This window comes from Streptomyces sp. PA03-5A (genome assembly GCF_033792725.1).
GTDB lineage: Bacteria > Actinomycetota > Actinomycetes > Streptomycetales > Streptomycetaceae > Actinacidiphila.
Window position 1 is genome coordinate 24,599 of the sequence record NZ_JARAVL010000061.1, and the last position, 17,046, is coordinate 41,644.

Sequence of the window (17,046 nt, forward strand, 5' to 3'; positions counted from 1 at the left end):
CGCCTGTCTGTTACAGAGTAGGCGAACAAGCATGCCCACGTCTTAAGAATGGCAACGTAAGCTGCACCCCATGGGTCACAAGCGATCGCGCCCCACCAGCAGCGGCGGCACCAGTACCGCTCAGCAGGCCGCCAAGTTCCTGGGTGTCAGCGTCCTGGCCGGCGTGGTGCTGGCCGGCATCGCCCTCCCCGCGGCGGGGGCGCTCGGACTGAGCGCCAAGGGCACCGCGGCCGGCTTCGACTCCCTGCCGGGCGAGCTGAAGCGCCCGCCGCTCTCGCAGAGCACCCGGATCCTGGACGTCAAGGGCGACCTGATCGCGAACGTCTACTCGCGCGACCGCACGGTCGTGGGGCTCGACAAGATCAGCAAGTCGATGCAGCAGGCCATCGTCGCCATCGAGGACGCCCGCTTCTACGAGCACGGCGCGATCGACGTCAAGGGCATCCTGCGCGCGCTCAACAAGAACGCCCAGGAGGGCGGTGTCTCCGAGGGCGCTTCCACCCTGACGCAGCAGTACGTGAAGAACGTCTTCATCGAGGAGGCCGGCGACGACCCCACCAAGGTCCAGCAGGCCACCCAGCAGACCATCGGTCGCAAGATCAAAGAGATGAAGTACGCCATCCAGCTCGAGCAGGAGCTGGGGAAGCAGAAGATCCTCGAGAACTACCTCAACATCACCTTCTTCGGCGAGCAGGCCTACGGGGTCGAGGCCGCCTCCCGGCGTTACTTCAGCAAGTCCGCCAAGGACCTGTCGCTCACCGAGTCCGCGCTGCTGGCCGGCCTCGTCCAGTCGCCGAGCCGGTACGACCCCGTGAACGACCCGGAGGAGGCCAAGAAGCGCCGCGACGTGGTGCTGCAGCGCATGGCCGACCTGAAGGACGTCACGCAGGCCCAGGCCGACGCCGCGAAGAAGAAGCCGCTCGGCCTCAAGATCCGCGAGCCCAAGAACGGCTGCATCACCGCCGTCAACGGCGCCGGGTTCTTCTGCGACTACGTGCGCCAGGTCTTCCTCAGCGACAAGGCCTTCGGCAAGACCAAGGCCGAGCGCGCCAAGCGCTGGGACCAGGGCGGCCTCACCGTCCGCACCACCCTCGACCCGAAGGCGCAGCGGGCGGTCCAGGACTCGATCAGCCAGCACGTGTACAAGAGCGACGACGTCGCCACCGCCGTGACCCTGGTCCAGCCGGGCACGGGCAGGATCGTCGGGATGGGCCAGTCCCGCCCGTACGGCTTCAAGAAGAACCAGACCCAGATCAACTACTCCGTCGACCGGAACATGGGCGGCGGCGCGGGCTACCAGCCGGGTTCGACGTTCAAGCCCTTCACCGCCGCGGCCGCCCTGGAGAAGGGCATGTCGACGGCCCAGTCCTACCCCTCGCCGAACGAGATGCCGTACCCGGACGTGACCGACTGCGACGGCAAGCGCTACACGAGCAAGGACAAGGTGCCCAACGAGAGGAAGGACGAGGTCGGCCCGTACGGAATGAGGGAGGCGCTGGCGAAGTCGATCAACACCTACTTCGTCTCCCTGGAGGCCGACGCCGGCCTGTGCGACGTGACGCGGATGGTCAACTCCCTCGGCATCACCAAGCGCGCCGGCGGGACGAAGTTCGGCCTCGGTGCCTCCTTCACCCTCGGCGTCAACGAGATGTCGCCGCTGAAGATGGCCGCCGCCTACGCGGCCTTCGCCAACAAGGGCGAGTACTGCACCCCGGTCGCCATCGAGTCGATCACCGACGCGAACGGCAAGAAGCTGCCGGTGCCCAAGACCGAGTGCGAGCGGGCCATGTCCGAGCAGACCGCCTCCACGATCAGCACCCTGCTCAAGGGCGTGGTCGAGGACGGCACCGGTCAGCAGGCCGGACTCAGCGACCGCGACAGCGCGGGCAAGACGGGTACGACGGACTTCCGGTACGCCGCCTGGTTCGTGGGCTACACCTCGGACATGGCGGGTGCCGTCTGGGTCGGCGACCCGGCCCACAAGCGCAGGATGACCAACATCACCATCGGCGGCCACTACCACGCCGAGGTCTACGGCGCCGACACCCCGGGTCCGATCTGGAAGGACGCGATGTCCGGCGCCCTGGCCGGCACCGTCTCGCCCGGCCTGCCGACGGTGGCCATCAAGGATCCCGAGAAGCCGCGCAACGACGATGACGACCACCACGGCCGCGGTGACAACGGCGGCAACGGCAACGGTGGCGACGACGGCCTGCTCGGCGGGATCTTCGGCGGCGACACCCTCGGCGGCGACGGGGCCAACGGCTTCACCACCGGCGGTGGCAACGGCCGCGGCGGCGGAAACAACGGCACCACGGGTCCCGGGACCGGCACCCCCGAGACGGGCGGCACCGGGCCGGGCTGAGCCCCGCGGGAGACGACGTGACGCCGAAGGGGCGCCGGGACCGATCGGTCCCGGCGCCCCTTCGGCGTTCCGGTGGAGGGCTCCCGGCGGGCCACGCCGCCCTCCGTGGCGTCGGGGCCCGTCGACCCCGTCGGCCCCGTCAGCCGCCCGCGAGCTGCTTGCGCACCTCGGCGGCGACCCGGCCGCCCTCGGCCAGGCCGGCGACCTTCGGGTTCACGATCTTCATGACCGCGCCGATCGCCTTCGGCCCCTCGGCGCCCGACTCCTCGATCGCCGCGGCAACGATGCCGGCCAGCTCCGCGTCGTCCAGTTGCTTGGGCAGGTAGGCGTCCAGCACCTCGCGCTCGGCCAGCTCACGCTCCGCGGCCTCCTTGCGGCCGCCCTGCTCGAAGGCGTCGGCGGCCTCCCGGCGCTTCTTCGCCTCGCGGGCGATCACCTTCAGCACCTCGTCGTCGGAGAGCTCGCGCGCCTCCTTGCCCGCGACCTCCTCCTTGGTGATCGCGGTGAGGGTCAGACGGAGGGTGGACGAGGTCAGCTCGTCCCGCCCCTTGATGGCAGCCGTGAGGTCGTCGTGCAGACGCTTCTTGAGCGTGGTGGTCATGGCGTCGAGTCTGCCAGGTCGCCACCGGGAGGGCCGCGGATTTATCCCTGACGTGCCGTCTGCCACCATGGAGGGCATGCGCGCGCGATACGGAGTACCCCTGGGCATCACAGCTGCCGGTGCGGCCTGCGTGGCCTACGCGGCCGGGATCGAGGCACGGTCGTTCCGGCTGCGCAGGGTGGCGGTCCCGGTGCTGCCGGCCGGGATGCGGCCGATCCGCGTCCTGCAGGTCTCCGACATCCACATGGTCCGCGGCCAGAACAAGAAGCGCCGCTGGCTGCAGTCGCTGGCCGGGCTCCGCCCCGACTTCGTCGTGAACACCGGCGACAACCTCTCCGACCCCCAGGGCGTCCCCGAGCTGATGGACGCCCTCGGGCCGCTGCTCGACCTCCCCGGCGCCTACGTCTTCGGCTCCAACGACTACTACGGCCCCACCCCGCGCAACCCCGCCCGCTACCTCGCCGAGCGCCTCCGGGGCACGCACGGTCTCAACGGCCAGAACAACCCCGCCATCGGCGTCATCCGCAACCCGTGGGAGGAGATCCGCGACGCCTTCGACGTGGCCGGCTGGGTCGGGGTCAACAACACCCGCGGCCGCCTCAAGCTCGACGACGGCATCGAGATCGCCTTCGCGGGCCTCGACGACCCCCACATCCGGCGCGACCGCTACGCCGCCATCGCCGGCGGTCCCGACACGGACGCCGACCTCTCGCTCGCGGTCGTCCACGCCCCGTACCTGCGCGTACTCGACGCCTTCACCGCCGACCGCTACCCGCTGATCCTCGCCGGGCACACCCACGGCGGCCAGCTGTGCATCCCGTTCTACGGCGCCCTCGTCACCAACTGCGACATCGACGCGGACCGGGTCAAGGGCCTGTCCACCCACGAGGCCGCCGGTCACCGCTCCTACCTGCACGTCTCCGCGGGCTGCGGCACCAACCGCTACACCCCGGTCCGCTTCGCCTGCCCGCCCGAGGCCACCCTGCTCACCCTGACACCGGGCGCCTGAGCCGCCGCGGAAAACCGGATTTCGTCTCCAGCGGGAGGTCCGCTAGAGTAATCCTCGTCGCGCCGGGCCCGAGGCCACGACGCGACACCGGGGTGTGGCGCAGCTTGGTAGCGCGCTTCGTTCGGGACGAAGAGGCCGTGGGTTCAAATCCCGCCACCCCGACTTCGTAGATGCAGATCAGGGCTCCCAGGAATGTTCCCGGGAGCCCTGACTCGTTCATGTGACTATCCGCCTGACCACCGCTCGCGGTCCCGGCCGAAGCCGGGGCCGCTCATGAGGGCTTCGCCGCGCTCTGCGCCTCGAGCCACTCGGCGAACGTCTGGGTGCCGCGGGGGCCCGGGCCGGTCGGCAGCAGGCCGCCGCTGCGCATCCCGCCGGGGAAGTACAGGGGCACGACCGGACGGCGGCGCGCGCCGCCCGCGGCGATGAGGCGCCGGGCCAGGTCGACCAGGGACTCGACCTGCGGGCCCGCGAGCTCGGGGGCCATCCCCTTCGGCGCTTCGAGGGCGAGGTCGACGAGGGCTTCGGCCACTTCCCGTACGGCGATGGGCTGGACCGGCGCCGTCGGCACCAGCGCGATCGGTCCGGGGACACCGCTCAGCGCCTGACCGACGAACTCGTAGAACTGCGTCGCCCGCATGATGGTCCATGGCACCGGCCCGCCCCGGATGATCTCCTCCTGCCGCAGCTTGCCCGTGTAGTACGGGTGCCCGACCCGGTCGACCCCCACGATCGACGGCGTCACGAGGTGCCGGACCCCGGCGCGTTCGGCCGCACCGATGAGGTTCCGTCCCGCCTTCTCGAAGAAGCCGACGGCGACCGACTTGCGGTTCGTGGTCACGTTGCTGACGTCGATCACCGCGTCGGCCCCGGTCAGCGCCGCTTCCAGCCCCGACCCGCTCACCAGGTCGACGCCCTGTCCGCGTGACAGCACCACGGGTTCGTGTCCGCGGGCCCGTACGGCCTCCACCACGAAACGTCCGGCCACCCCGGTACCGCCGGCGACTGCGATCTTCATGACTGCTCCTGTCCTCCCGGTGCTGCACGAGAGGAAGGAACGGGCCACACCCATCGCGTCAGCTCCACCTATTGTTACGATCGCGATCGTATCATTCAATACTAATAGGGATGGCCGCCGCGTGCCGGCCGCCCCGAGGCCGTCCTCTCAGTCCACCGGACCCGGGGGGCACCCAGGGTCCCGCGAGCGCCAAGCGTGCGGCGGCTCACCGACACCCTGGGCAAGCAGCCACGCCGCGGCCCGCACCAGGCCGCGCGCCGCGTCCAGGGGGGTGTCGCAGGAGCGCCCGCTCTCGGCGACGGTGTGCCCGCCGCAATCCACCTCGCGGTCGCACGCCACCCTGACCTCCGCCTCGACCTCCCACGGCGGACCCCCGCGCAGGTCCCAGAGGCATCGCCGCGGGACGTACAGCCGCGCATGGAAGGAGACCTCGCGGACCTCCACGGAGCCGAAGACTCCCGCGAGCTCGAAGCCCTCAACGCGGTGGTACTCCAGGCCACTTCCGGTGTGACCGGCCCGGACGCCGAGGTGCTCGGCCAACCGCGAGACGAGCGCACCGGCCGTGCTCAGCGCTTCCTGCACGGCCTCGGCGTCAGCCGGATCCGGGAACACCCAGCGCACATCGCCCCGGCCGAGCGGGATCGCTTCCTCCACGGGCACGAGTCTGACCCGGCACGGGCCAACGGCCAAGGCCCGGACGCGCAGCGGCGCGGGTCAGCCGCAGATGGTGCCGGGGGCGGGGAGTTCGCCGTGGGTCAGGTAGAGGTCGACGGCGTCGTCGATGCAGGGGCTGCCGCGGTGGTAGGCGGTGTGGCCGTCGCCGTCGTAGGTGAGGAGGTGGCCGGAGTCGAGTTGACGGGCGAGGGACTGGGCCCAGGGGTACGGGGTGGCGGGGTCGCGGGTGGTGCCGACGACGAGGATGGGGGCGGCCCCGGGGGCGGCGATGGCGTGCGGGGTCTGGGTCGCCGGGACGGGCCAGTGGGTGCACAGCACCAGGAACGTGGCCAGTGAGGTGCCGAACTGGGGCGAGGCGTGCAGGAAGGCGGGCAGTGCGGCCTGGGCCTGGGCCTCGGAGAAGCGGGCCCCGAGGGTGGAGCTGAGGCAGTCGACGGCGAGGAGGGCGTCCGCGGCGTTGCCGGAGTCGCCCTCGTCCGTGCCGCCGAACTGCTGCAGCTCGGTGGTGTCGCCGGCCAGGATCTGGCGCAGCATGGTGCGCAGTTCCTCCCAGGAGGCCTCGCGCAGGGCCGTGATGACCGCGGTGAGGAGGTCCTCGCCGGTGACGGTGATGTCCTTGCCCTGGCGCAGCGGGCCGGCGTCCAGCTTGTCCCGCAGGCCGTCGAGGACGCGGCCGGCCTCCGCGACGGAGTGGCCGACCGGGCAGTCGGGGCGGGCGGCGCAGTCGGCGGCGAAGGAGTCCCAGGCCAGCTGGTACCCGGCGGTGCTGTCCAGGTTCTCGCGGTAGCCGTCGATCGCCGGGTCGACGGCGCCGTCGAGGACCATGCGGCCGACCCGCGAGGGGAACAGCTCGGCGTAGGTCGCGCCGAGGTAGGTGCCGTAGGAGTAGCCGAGGTAGTGCAGGCGCTCGTCGCCGAGGAGGGCGCGCACGACGTCCATGTCGCGTGCCGCGTCCGGGGTGCCGAGGTGGGGCAGCAGTTCCCCGGCGTGCTCCTCGCAGGCGTCGGCGAGTTCCTCGAACGCCTCGTAGGAGTCGGTGATCTCGGCCGCGTCGCCGGACAGCCGCAGGCCGAAGCCCATGGGGATGGCCGGGGTGTCGGTGGCGCACTCCACGGGGGTGCTGTACTGCACGCCGCGCGGGTCGACGGCGACCAGGTCGTACGCGGAGCGCGTGGCCGGGGAGAAGGTGCCGGCGGCGGCGACCAGGTAGTCGACGGCGGACTCGCCGGGACCGCCGGGGTTGATTTGGAGCGAGCCGACGCGGGCGGCGGCCTCGCCGGTGGCCCGCACGCGGGCGGCGGTCAGGGTGATGTCGCCCGCTTCCGGGTGGGCGTAGTCCAGGGGCACCGTCACGGTCGCGCACTGGAAGCCGGGCACGTCCTGACAGGCTTCCCAGTCGAGGTGCTGCTCGTAGTAGCGCCGCAGCTCGGGGGGTACGCCCGCCGCGGGGTCCGCGGCCGCCCGGCCGGGGTCGGGGGACAGCCGCAGCGGGTCGGCGGTGGCGCAGGCAGCGGTCAGCAGGAGCCCGCAGGTGCTCAGCACCGCGAGCGCGCCCCGCAGCCTGCGCCGGGGTATCCCGTCGGTGTCCCGTACAGCGATCATCGCCACGCCTTCCTCGTACGCCCGTGTGACGGGGGGACCGCCGGACGCGGCGCCCGGGCCGCCCCGGGGAATCAGGGTCCGGTCGTGTCGCGGAGCGCTCGGACGCACCCCCCGCGGCTCCGCTGCGTCACCACCCCATCACACGTCGTACGTGATGGCGGCCCGAGTGGGCCGAACGCGTGAACTTCCCAAGGGCCCGGACAGGGGTTCAGCGGGGCGCGTAGGCGATGCGCTCGAAGGGCCAGGCGTCGGCCAGCCAGTCGCTGACGACGCGGTGGAGCGCGGCGTCCAGGGCGGCGTGGGGGGCGCTGACCCAGGAGCGGACGTCGATGACGCCGGGCTCGGTGCGTGAGCCGTAGACGTACACGCAGCCGATGACGTCGCCGCCGGGGACGGACAGGACGGTGTAGGTGAAGCCGGTGCGGCGCTCGAAGTCCTCCGCGTGCTTGCGCAGGTCCTCCAGGTTGGCTTCGAGGCTCATCCCGTCCGGCGGCGGCCAGGAGCGGCCCTCGAAGCCGGGGGTGGCGCGGATGTGGTCGATGCCGGACGTCCAGGCGGCGTGGTCGGCGGCGTTGTGCCGCGGGCCGAGGGGCTCCAGGCGGAAGCGTTCGGTGGCGGGCGGGTCCGGGACGACGAAGTCCGGCGGGACGAGGGGATGTTCGGTGTCGGTCATGGCGCGAGGGTAACCGGGTGCCGCCCGGGCCGTCGCAGGTGCGCCGCCGCCGTGCGAAGGTTGGGCCATGGGTGTCGAGTTCGTGGTCTTCATGACGCTGCCGGGCCTGGTGATCCTGCTGATCGGGGTGGCCTTCGTCGACCAGGTGCTGCGGGCGGGCCGGTGGGGCGGACGGAGCGGGCAGGTCTCCGCGACCGGTTTCGAGCAGCTGCACGCGAGCTTCTCGCCGGGCAAGCGCAGCGAGTTGGACGAGCGCCGGGCGACGCTGATGCTGCGCGACGAGGAGGGCGACGGGGCACCCCCGCGGTCGCGGGTGGACCTGGGGCGGGGGACGGCGCTGATCGTCGTTCCGGGGCGTGATCGCAGCTGGTGACGACGGCCACGGTCCGCTGCGGGGCGCGATCGGGTTTGATGGTGGCATGAGCGACGTCATGGCTGGTATGCCGGATTGGGAGAAGCGCTTCCGGGCGCCACGCGTCGGACTGCCGGAGTGGGCGGAGGACGCCCCCCACCGCAGCCTGTTCGTGTCGAATGCGACGGGTACCTACGAGCTGTACGCGTGGGACCGGACGACCGGGGCGCAGCGGCAGGTCACCGACCGGCCGAACGGCACGTCGGACGGGACGCTGACGCCGGACGGCGCGTGGGTGTGGTGGTTCGCGGACACCGACGGGGACGAGTTCGGGGTCTGGATGCGGCAGCCCTTCGCGGGCGGCCCGGACGAGCCGGCCGCGCCCGGCCTGGAGCCCTCGTACCCCGCGGGGCTGGCGCTGGGCCGGGGCGGGCTGTCGGTGGTGGGCCGCTCCACCGACGAGGAGGGCACGACGATCCACGTCGTGCGTCCCGGGGCGGAACCGGTGGAGATCTACCGGCACGAGGAGTCGGGTGGGGTCGGCGCGCTGTCGGAGGACGGCACGCTGGTCGTCGTCGAGCACACCGAGCACGGCGACGCGATGCACTCGGCGCTGCGGGTCGTCACGACGGACGGCACGACGGTCGCGGAGCTGGACGACAGCGAGGGCGGCACGAAGGAACTGGGCCTGGAGTGCCTGGGGTTCGCCCCCGTGCCGGGCGACGCCCGGCTGCTGGTGGCGCACCAGCGGCGCGGCCGCTGGGAGCCGATGGTCTGGGACGTCGCGGCGGGCACGGAGACCGCCCTGGCGATCGACCTGCCCGGTGACGTCGCGGCGGAGTGGTACCCGGACGGCACCGCGCTGCTGGTGGTGCACACGTACCGGGCCCGCAGCGAGATCTACCGCTACGGGCTGGCGGACGGCGAGCTGACCCGGCTGGACACCCCGGCGGGTTCGGTGAGCGGCGCGACGGCCCGCCCCGACGGCACGGTGGAGTTCCTGTGGTCGTCGGCGGCGGCGCCCTCCGAGGTGCGGTCGACGACCGGGGCCGTGGTGCTGGAGGCGCCGGGTGAGCGGGCCCCGGGCTCGCTCCCGGTGGAGGACGTGTGGGTGGACGGGCCCGGCGGGCCGGTGCACGCGCTCGTCCAGCGGCCCGCGCGGGGCGAGGGCCCGTACCCGACGGTGTTCGAGATCCACGGCGGGCCCACCTGGCACGACTCGGACGCCTTCGCGGCCGGCCCGGCGGCCTGGCTGGACCACGGGTACGCGGTGGTGCGGGTCAACTACCGCGGTTCCACGGGCTACGGCCGGGAGTGGACGGACGCGCTCAAGCACCGCGTCGGCCTGATCGAGCTGGAGGACATCGCGGCCGTCCGGACGTGGGCGGTGGAGTCGGGCTTCGCCGACCCGGCCCGGCTGGTGCTGTCCGGCGGCTCCTGGGGCGGCTTCCTGACGCTGCTGGGGCTGGGCACCCAGCCCGAGCTGTGGACGGTGGGCCTGGCGGCGGTGCCGGTCGCGGACTACGTGACGGCGTACGGCGACGAGATGGAGGCGCTGAAGGCGCTGGACCGCACCCTGTTCGGCGGTTCCCCCGAGGAGGTCCCGGACCGCTACGAGGCGTCCTCGCCGATCACGTACGTGGCGCGGGTCAAGGCCCCGGTCTACGTCTCGGCGGGCCTCAACGACCCGCGCTGCCCCATCCGGCAGATCGACAACTACGTCGAGCGGCTGGCGGGCCTGGGCAAGGCGCACGAGGTCTACCGCTACGACGCCGGGCACGGCTCGCTCGTCGTCGACGAGCGGATCAAGCAGCTACGACTGGAGCTGGATTTCGTCCGGCGCCACCTCGGCGGCTGAGGCCGCGGCCGGCCCCTCCTCCCCGGTGAGGCCGAGCTCGGCGTCGCGCCGGGTCTCGGCCTCCCGCCGGACGAGCCGGAACCACATGAAGACCACGAAGCCCGCGAAGACGAACCACTCGCCGGTGTAACCGAGGTTCTGGAAGGCCTTGAGGTCCAGGCCGGTGCCGCTCGGCGCGACCGGCGGGACGGCCCGCAGGGGCGCGGGGACGGCCTCGGTCTGGGTGATCCAGGCGCCATACACCTGGTACGGGACGAGGTTGACCAGGGACGCCGCGCTGATGATCCCCAGCTGTCCCTCGGCGAGCCCGCCGCGGCCGATCGCGCCGTCGGTGCCGGCGCTCTCGGGGGCCTGCAGGGCCCCGGTGACGGTGACCTCGCCGGCCGGCGGTGCGGGCACGCCGACGGCGGACGCGCGGTCCGCGTCGCCGGGCAGCCAGCCGCGGACGACGGGCAGGGCGGCAGCGCCGTCGCCGGTCAGCAGCGGGGTGAGCACGTAGTAGCCGGTGCGTCCGTCGAGCTCACGGCCGGGCACGAGGAACTGGTGCGCCGTGTCGTAGCGGCCGGTGGCCCGTACCGTGCGGCCGGCCGTCTCGGTGGTCAGCGCGGAGGTCGCCCGCGGCAGCAGGCGCTCCAGCGGCGCCGCGTCCCGGGCGGTGGCCGCGGGCTTGTCCTGGGCGGCGCGGTGGCTGTCGACGCGGGCCTCGAACCGGCTCAGCTGCCAGCTGCCCATGAAGGTGCAGAGGACCACGGCGCACACCATGAAGAGGTGCCCGCCCAGCCAGCGGGGGGACAGCAGGAACCGGTACACGCCGTCAACGGTACGGGGCGCCCGGGCGTCCCCGGGAACCGCCCCCCGCTACTGCGCGGCGATGGCGCCTGTCCTGTAGACCGTCCCGGCGCAGGCACCGCCGATCGTCGCCATGACGACGGGCGCTCCGGCCTCGGGCGTGTGGCTCAGCACGATGCTGCCCGCCGGGCCGCCCTGGCCGGGGCCGTCCACACCCGCCGGGGGCGCGGACGCCTCGCCGGACGGGGTGTTGGTGGCGGTCGCGGTGGGCGTCGGCGTGGCCGGGGGGGTGCAGCCGCCCGAGTCGCCGCCGGCGGCCGGGACCCAGGTGAACTCGACCCGGTAGCTCTGCCCGGGCTTGAGGATCAGCGTCGTGCCGAGGGAGTCGGGCAGTGTGGTGCCGTCGTTCGGGGTGTGGTCGACGACGTTGATGCGGGCGGAGTCGGCCGCGCCCTGGGTGGAGGAGACGCTGACCGAACCGCCGCCATCGACGGTGCACGAGCCCTTCGAGGTGTTCGCCACCTGGAACCAGCCGTCGACCCGGCCCGAGCCGTCGGCGGCGCCGGCGTACCCGGAGGCGCTGCCGAGGTCGCCGGCGGTGCACAGCGGGGCGTTGGCCGCGAGCGTGTCGGAGGGGTCCGCGGAGCCCGTTGCTCCGGGGGTGACGTGCCCGTGGGAGCCGCCGGTGCGCGTGGGGTCCTCGTCGCGACGGCCGTCGCCGTCGGACGGGGAGGGCGTGCCGGCGCCGGCGGCGGGGCCGTTCGCGTCGCCGTCGGTGCCACCGGTGTCCTGGGCGCTGGAGGCGTTGGCGGTGCCGGTCCTGGCGGATCCGGAGAGGTCCGCCGCGTGGAGGGCGGCGGGGACCGCGACCAGCGCCAGCAGGCACGCGGCCGCGCTGCCGGCCAGCAACTGCCGACGGTGCGCCCGCCGGGCGGGGACCGCGCGGCGCAGGTGCTCCAGCGCCTCCTGGCCCGGTTGGATGTCGCTCACGGCGTCGCGCATGAGCCGGCGCAGCGCCAGTTCGTCGGGGTTCAGCCGCTCCTCGGGGCTGCCACCGCCGATGTCGTTCTCGGTTTCCATACCGCCGGGTGGGTTCGGGTTGGTCATGCCGGGGCCTCCATCGCGACGCGGAGCGCCGCGAGACCACGCGAGCCGTACGCCTTCACCGAGCCTAGGGAAATGCCGAGGGTCTCGGCTACTTGGGCTTCGGTCATGTCGGCGAAGTAGCGCAGGACGAGGACCTCGCGCTGCCGGCGCTGCAGCTTGCGCAGGGCCGCCTTCAACTCGTCACGCTCCAGCGCCTCGTACGCCCCCTCCTCGGCGCTCGCCATGTCGGGCATGGGCTTGGACAGCAGCCGCATGCCCATGATGCGGCGGCGCAGCGCGGAGCGGGAGAGGTTGACGACGGTCTGCCGGAGGTAGGCGAGGGTCTTCTCGGGTTCGCGGACCCGCTTGCGGGCCGAGTGGACGCGGATGAAGGCCTCCTGGACGACGTCCTCGCAGGAGGCGGTGTCGTCCAGCAGGAGTGCGGCGAGGCCGAGCAGCGAGCGGTAGTGGGCCCGGTAGGTCTCGGTGAGGTGGTCGACGGTGGTCCCGACTGACATCGCGGCGTCAGTGTCGCCGCGGTCGCGGTCCGAGGGCGCCTGCACCACAGGCCAGGGCGCGATCACCGGGATGCCGCCGACTGCGCGCGACGGCCGCCGGACGTGCGGACGCGCCGGAGCGCTGCCCCGCCCCACGAGGGGTGCTTCGATGCCGAGTGCCTCTGCCACGCCTGTTGGACACGCGTCCCCCCGTCAGGGTTGTACGCCCGAGGCACCGTTTTTGACGGTGTAGCACATATGCGCATGCGTACCAACTCTTCCCCAATGCCCCTTTTGCTGGCGCTGTTGCGCCGCGCCCGGCCTGCAGCACAGTAGGGCAGTGCGCTGACACAAAGACGCTCCCTGCGCGTCGCACGGTTGCGACACACAGGGAGCTGAAATTGTCTGGCGCCTACAGGCTTCCGATCAAGCGGTCCAGACCAGAGATTTGGGTCACCCGACCGAAATCGGGGTGCTCAGCGGCCTGTTCCTCCGTAGACGACCGCTTCGTCGGTTTCGCTGTCCAGGCCGAACGCGGAGTGCACGGCGCGCACGGCCTCGTTGACGTCGTCGGCGCGGGTGACGACCGAGATGCGGATCTCGGAGGTCGAGATCAGCTCGATGTTCACGCCCGCGTTGGACAGCGCCTCGAAGAACTGCGCCGTGACACCGGGGTTGGTCTTCATGCCTGCGCCGACCAGCGAGATCTTGGCGATCTGGTCGTCGTAGCGGAGCGTCTCGAAACCGATGGTGCCCTGGACGCGCTTCAGGGCCTCGATCGCCCTCGGGCCGTCGGCCTTGGGGAGGGTGAAGGAGATGTCGGTCAGGCCGGTGGCCGCGGCCGACACGTTCTGCACCACCATGTCGATGTTGATCTCGGCGTCCGCGATCGCCCGGAAGATCACGGCCGCCTCGCCCGGCTTGTCGGGCACACCGACGACCGTCACCTTGGCCTCGGATGTGTCGTGCGCGACACCGGAGATGATCGCGTGCTCCATGCCCGTCTGGTCCTCTCGCGGCTCATTGCTGACCCAAGTGCCCTGGAGGCCGGAGAACGACGACCGGACGTGGATCGGGATGTTGTAACGGCGGGCGTACTCCACGCAGCGGTGGAGCAGCACCTTGGAGCCGGAGCTGGCGAGCTCCAGCATGTCCTCGGAGGAGATCCAGTCGATCTTCCGCGCCTTCTTCACCACGCGCGGGTCGGCGGTGAACACGCCGTCGACGTCGGTGTAGATCTCGCACACCCCGGCGTCGAGGGCCGCCGCCAGCGCCACCGCGGTGGTGTCGGAGCCGCCCCGGCCCAGCGTCGTGATGTCCTTGCTGTCCTGGGACACGCCCTGGAAGCCGGCCACGATCGCGATGTTGCCCTGGTCGAGGGCGGTGCGGATGCGGCCCGGCGTGACGTCGATGATGCGTGCTTTGTTGTGGACGGAGTCGGTGATGACACCCGCCTGACTACCGGTGAACGACTGCGCCTCGTGTCCGAGGTTCTTGATCGCCATCGCCAGCAGGGCCATGGAGATCCGTTCTCCGGCGGTCAGCAGCATGTCGAACTCGCGGCCGGTAGGCATCGGAGATACCTGTTCGGCGAGCTCGATCAACTCGTCCGTCGTGTCACCCATCGCCGAGACCACGACGACCACCTGGTGGCCGCTCTTCTTGGCATCGACGATCCGCTTGGCAACGCGCTTGATGCCCTCGGCATCCGCAACGGAGGAGCCGCCGTACTTCTGCACGACAAGGCCCACGTGCGCTCCTCAAATCCGGTACTGCGTTCGGCTCAGTCTAACGAGCAGGCCGGAACCGACCCCTCAATACCACATGCTGAGACGCCGGGCCCACTCTGCGAGCCATCTGCCCAACGACACGCCGACCTATGCACACCGGGCGGCGTGCTCCGGGTCACTACGGCCCCGGGTCCCCGCCTGGGAGACCCGACCACGCACACGCGCCCGCCCCTCGGGAGGGGCGGGCGCGGTGGGGGTTCAGCGGCTGGGGCGCAGCCCCAGCGGCTTGGCGATCTCGGCGGCCATGACCCGGCCGGCCTCGGCGGCGAGCTTGTCCTCGTCGTCCGCGCCGTGGTCGGTGTCCAGTCCGTCCAGCGCGTCCAGCGGGCTGTCCAGCCGCACATGGGCGACGAGGGACTGCAGGGCCCGCAGCGAGGCCGAGGCGGTCGGCCCCCAGTTGGACAGGTAGGAGAACTGCCACCACCACAGCGCCTCGCTGACCCGGCCCTCGCGGAAGTGCGCCAGGCCGTGCGCGAGGTCCGTCACCACGTCCGCGAGGTCGTCGGAGATCCGGCAGGCCACCGGGGTGCTGCGCGGCACGTAAGGGTCGAAGACCTCGGAGTAGACGTCGATCGGCTCCAGCAGCACCGCGAGCCGCTGGCGCAGCTCGTCGGCGTCGGGCTCCGGGCCGATGTCGGGCTCGTAGCGCTCCTCCGGGACGATGTCCTCGTGCGCCCCGAGGCGGCCCCCGGCCAGCAGCAGCTGGGAGACCTCCAGCAGCAGGTAGGGCACCGCGCTGTCGGGGTCGTCGCCCTTGGCGACCTCCCGTACCGACAGGATGAAGCTCTCGATCTGGTCCGAGATCGAGGAGGCGAAGTCGTCGGGGTCCAGGGCGTTGTCAGACATCAAGCAGCCGCCTTCCTTCAAAGGCCCGGCCGAGCGTGACCTCGTCGGCGTACTCCAAGTCGCCGCCGACCGGCAGACCGCTCGCGAGACGGGTGACCTTCAGTCCCATCGGTTTGACCATGCGTGCGAGATACGTGGCCGTCGCCTCCCCCTCGAGGTTGGGGTCGGTGGCCAGGATCAGCTCGGTGACGCTACCGTCCGCGAGCCGCGCCAGCAGCTCCCGTATGCGCAGGTCGTCCGGGCCGACCCCCTCGATCGGACTGATCGCGCCGCCGAGCACGTGGTAGCGGCCGCGGAACTCGCGGGTCCGCTCGATCGCCACCACGTCCTTGGGTTCCTCGACCACGCAGATGACGGCCGGGTCGCGGCGCGGATCACGGCAGACCCGGCACTGGTCGGCCTCGGCGACGTTGCCGCAGACCGCGCAGAACCTGACCTTCGCCTTCACCTCGCTGAGGGCGTGCGCGAGCCGTCGGACGTCGGCGGGGTCCGCCTGCAGGATGTGGAAGGCGATCCGCTGCGCGCTCTTGGGACCCACGCCGGGCAGCCTGCCCAGCTCGTCGATCAGGTCCTGAACCACGCCCTCGTACACGCTGTGCCCTCTTCGTCGCCTGGAACTAGAAAGGAAGGCCGGGGATGCCCCCGAGCCCCTGGGCGAGCGGGCCGAGCTTGCTCTGCTGCAGCTCCTGCGCGCTCGCGGTCGCGTTGTGCACGGCGGCGACGACCAGATCGGCCAGCGTCTCCGTGTCCTCAGGATCGACCGCCTTGGGGTCGATGACCAGCCCCCGCAGCTCACCGGCTCCGGTCACGGTCGCCTTCACCAGACCACCGCCGGCCGTTCCCTCGATCTCGGTCTCGGCGAGCTCCTGCTGGGCCGCCGCGAGGTCCTGCTGCATCTTCTGTGCCTGCTTGAGCAGCTGCTGCATGTTCGGCTGACCACCACCGGGGATCACGGTCTCGCTCCTGCCTCACGACGTCGGTTGTGCGGGTAGGGCGAGCCTACGTGCTCGGGGGCCCGCTCGCGCTACCCGTACGAGGGAACGAGCGGCGCGCGTCGCCCGTTCCGCCCCCGCCGTACCGTTCCGCACAGGGGAACGGGGGCGCCGCGGCTACTCGTTGGCGATCTCCTCGATCACGGTGGCACCCAGCTCGCGCACGATGAGGTCGTGGCCGCTGAGCGCCGTCTCGTCCAGGTCCGGGTCGTCGTCCTCGGGCATGTCGTACTCGATGGGCGGCGGCTCGTCGGTGACCGGCGGGTACGCGGACGCCGCAGGCGCCGCGTTGACGGCGGCACGGGCCGCCGCGGCGGCGGGCGGCGACGGGGACGGCGCCGGGCTCTGGGACTGCTGGTGGGGTTGTTGCTGCGGTTGCTGGTGATGGTGCTGGTGCGGCTGCTGCTGCTGCTGCGCGGACGGTGCCGGGGACGCGGGGGCGGGACGGGAGCCGCCGGGGCCACCGCCGGGTCCCGCCGGGCCCGGGCCACCGCCTCCGGGGCCGCCGCCCGGGCTGACGATCGCCTCGATGCGCCACTGGACGCCCAGGGCCTCGCTGATCGCCTGCTTGAGCACCTCCTCGTGTCCGCGGTTGGCGAAGCTGTCGCGGGCACCGGGGTTGTCGAAGCCGATCTGCAGGGTCGAGCCGTCGAAGCCGACGAGCCGGGCGTTCTGGTCGAGCAGTATCCACGTCACCTTGCGCAGCCGCTTGACCGCCTCGAGGACGGTGGGCCACATCTGGTGGACACGTGAGGCGTCGCCGATGGGCTGCGCGCCCGCCGCGGGCGGTGCAGGAGCGGGGTCCTGTGCGGGCGGCGCCGCGGGGGCGGACGCCGGGGCCGGGGCCGACGCCGATGCCGCGGTGGGCCAGGCGCCGGGACGCTGCCCGCCGC

The 17,046-nt window shown here is 72.3% G+C and carries 16 protein-coding genes, 1 tRNA gene and 1 pseudogene; 5 read left to right on the top strand and 13 right to left on the bottom strand.

From position 1 onward, the window contains the following. Positions 1-70: 70 nt before the first annotated feature. The gene (locus tag PV410_RS42230; protein ID WP_500332010.1) at positions 71-2,365 is read left to right on the top strand and encodes a transglycosylase domain-containing protein; all 2,295 of its coding nucleotides are present in this window, start codon (positions 71-73) and stop codon (positions 2,363-2,365) included. 139 nt (positions 2,366-2,504) lie between these two features. Here PV410_RS42230 and PV410_RS42235 read toward each other — a convergent pair whose 3' ends face one another. Next, positions 2,505-2,966 carry a GatB/YqeY domain-containing protein gene (locus PV410_RS42235; protein ID WP_500332011.1) on the bottom strand — a complete coding sequence of 154 codons (462 nt, stop codon included), beginning with the start codon at positions 2,964-2,966 and terminating at the stop codon, positions 2,505-2,507. Positions 2,967-3,042: 76 nt separating this feature from the next. On the opposite strand from PV410_RS42235, the gene PV410_RS42240 reads away from it, so the two are divergent. Together PV410_RS42240 and PV410_RS42245 are read left to right on the top strand one after the other, a co-directional pair. Then, positions 3,043-3,975 (top strand): metallophosphoesterase, encoded by a 933-nt coding sequence (locus PV410_RS42240; protein WP_500332012.1) that lies wholly within the window; start codon positions 3,043-3,045, stop codon positions 3,973-3,975. A gap of 88 nt (positions 3,976-4,063) precedes the next feature. After that, positions 4,064-4,137, top strand: a tRNA-Pro gene (locus tag PV410_RS42245). Between the two features lie 109 nt (positions 4,138-4,246). Here PV410_RS42245 and PV410_RS42250 read toward each other — a convergent pair. From PV410_RS42250 to PV410_RS42265, 4 genes are all read right to left on the bottom strand, one after another. Then, positions 4,247-4,993, bottom strand: coding sequence for an SDR family oxidoreductase (locus tag PV410_RS42250; protein WP_500332013.1), 747 nt, complete (start codon positions 4,991-4,993; stop codon positions 4,247-4,249). Between the two features lie 147 nt (positions 4,994-5,140). Then, positions 5,141-5,647, bottom strand: coding sequence for a hypothetical protein (locus PV410_RS42255; RefSeq protein WP_500332014.1), 507 nt, complete (start codon positions 5,645-5,647; stop codon positions 5,141-5,143). A gap of 60 nt (positions 5,648-5,707) precedes the next feature. Continuing rightward, a complete protein-coding gene (locus tag PV410_RS42260; protein WP_500332015.1) occupies positions 5,708-7,270 on the bottom strand; it encodes an alpha/beta hydrolase in 1,563 nt (520 codons plus the stop codon). Positions 7,271-7,478: 208 nt separating this feature from the next. Next, positions 7,479-7,943, bottom strand: coding sequence for a GNAT family N-acetyltransferase (locus PV410_RS42265; protein ID WP_500332016.1), 465 nt, complete (start codon positions 7,941-7,943; stop codon positions 7,479-7,481). 67 nt (positions 7,944-8,010) lie between these two features. Between PV410_RS42265 and PV410_RS42270 the strand changes: the two genes are divergently transcribed. After that, complete coding sequence (locus tag PV410_RS42270) at positions 8,011-8,316, top strand: DUF6191 domain-containing protein (protein WP_500332017.1); 306 nt, start codon at positions 8,011-8,013, stop codon at positions 8,314-8,316. Between the two features lie 46 nt (positions 8,317-8,362). Continuing rightward, entirely contained in the window at positions 8,363-10,153 is a 1,791-nt protein-coding gene (locus tag PV410_RS42275) for a S9 family peptidase (protein WP_500332018.1), read from the top strand. Here the strand turns inward: PV410_RS42275 and PV410_RS42280 are convergent. From PV410_RS42280 to PV410_RS42315, 8 genes and pseudogenes are all read right to left on the bottom strand, one after another. Continuing rightward, complete coding sequence (locus tag PV410_RS42280) at positions 10,109-10,963, bottom strand: SURF1 family protein (protein WP_500332019.1); 855 nt, start codon at positions 10,961-10,963, stop codon at positions 10,109-10,111. The two genes, PV410_RS42275 and PV410_RS42280, sit on opposite strands and share 45 nt — an antisense overlap. Before the next feature lie 48 nt (positions 10,964-11,011). Next, entirely contained in the window at positions 11,012-12,049 is a 1,038-nt protein-coding gene (locus tag PV410_RS42285) for a hypothetical protein (protein ID WP_500332020.1), read from the bottom strand. Beyond that, positions 12,046-12,714, bottom strand: coding sequence for a SigE family RNA polymerase sigma factor (locus tag PV410_RS42290; RefSeq protein ID WP_500332021.1), 669 nt, complete (start codon positions 12,712-12,714; stop codon positions 12,046-12,048). The genes PV410_RS42285 and PV410_RS42290 overlap by 4 nt, the downstream gene beginning before the upstream one ends. A 287-nt stretch (positions 12,715-13,001) precedes the next feature. Beyond that, positions 13,002-14,276, bottom strand: coding sequence for an aspartate kinase (locus tag PV410_RS42295; RefSeq protein WP_499513036.1), 1,275 nt, complete (start codon positions 14,274-14,276; stop codon positions 13,002-13,004). Between the two features lie 237 nt (positions 14,277-14,513). Further along, positions 14,514-15,161 (bottom strand): DUF5063 domain-containing protein, encoded by a 648-nt coding sequence (locus PV410_RS42300; RefSeq protein ID WP_500332022.1) that lies wholly within the window; start codon positions 15,159-15,161, stop codon positions 14,514-14,516. Next, a complete protein-coding gene (gene recR / locus PV410_RS42305; protein ID WP_018558314.1) occupies positions 15,154-15,753 on the bottom strand; it encodes a recombination mediator RecR in 600 nt (199 codons plus the stop codon). The genes PV410_RS42300 and recR overlap by 8 nt, the downstream gene beginning before the upstream one ends. Positions 15,754-15,778: 25 nt before the next feature. Beyond that, the gene (locus PV410_RS42310) at positions 15,779-16,114 is read right to left on the bottom strand and encodes a YbaB/EbfC family nucleoid-associated protein (protein WP_431958833.1); all 336 of its coding nucleotides are present in this window, start codon (positions 16,112-16,114) and stop codon (positions 15,779-15,781) included. Between the two features lie 156 nt (positions 16,115-16,270). Beyond that, positions 16,271-17,046 (bottom strand): annotated as a pseudogene (locus PV410_RS42315) (DNA polymerase III subunit gamma and tau); the annotation flags it as partial.

What these genes read in the sequence shown, in the direction of transcription:
- PV410_RS42230 (WP_500332010.1), top strand. Translation starts at nt 71, where the DNA reads ATGGGTCACAAGCGATCGCGCCCCACCAGCAGCGGCGGCACCAGTACC.
- PV410_RS42235 (WP_500332011.1), bottom strand. Translation starts at nt 2,966, where the DNA reads ATGACCACCACGCTCAAGAAGCGTCTGCACGACGACCTCACGGCTGCC.
- PV410_RS42240 (WP_500332012.1), top strand. Translation starts at nt 3,043, where the DNA reads ATGCGCGCGCGATACGGAGTACCCCTGGGCATCACAGCTGCCGGTGCG.
- PV410_RS42250 (WP_500332013.1), bottom strand. Translation starts at nt 4,993, where the DNA reads ATGAAGATCGCAGTCGCCGGCGGTACCGGGGTGGCCGGACGTTTCGTG.
- PV410_RS42260 (WP_500332015.1), bottom strand. Translation starts at nt 7,270, where the DNA reads ATGATCGCTGTACGGGACACCGACGGGATACCCCGGCGCAGGCTGCGG.
- PV410_RS42265 (WP_500332016.1), bottom strand. Translation starts at nt 7,943, where the DNA reads ATGACCGACACCGAACATCCCCTCGTCCCGCCGGACTTCGTCGTCCCG.
- PV410_RS42270 (WP_500332017.1), top strand. Translation starts at nt 8,011, where the DNA reads ATGGGTGTCGAGTTCGTGGTCTTCATGACGCTGCCGGGCCTGGTGATC.
- PV410_RS42275 (WP_500332018.1), top strand. Translation starts at nt 8,363, where the DNA reads ATGAGCGACGTCATGGCTGGTATGCCGGATTGGGAGAAGCGCTTCCGG.
- PV410_RS42285 (WP_500332020.1), bottom strand. Translation starts at nt 12,049, where the DNA reads ATGACCAACCCGAACCCACCCGGCGGTATGGAAACCGAGAACGACATC.
- PV410_RS42300 (WP_500332022.1), bottom strand. Translation starts at nt 15,161, where the DNA reads ATGTCTGACAACGCCCTGGACCCCGACGACTTCGCCTCCTCGATCTCG.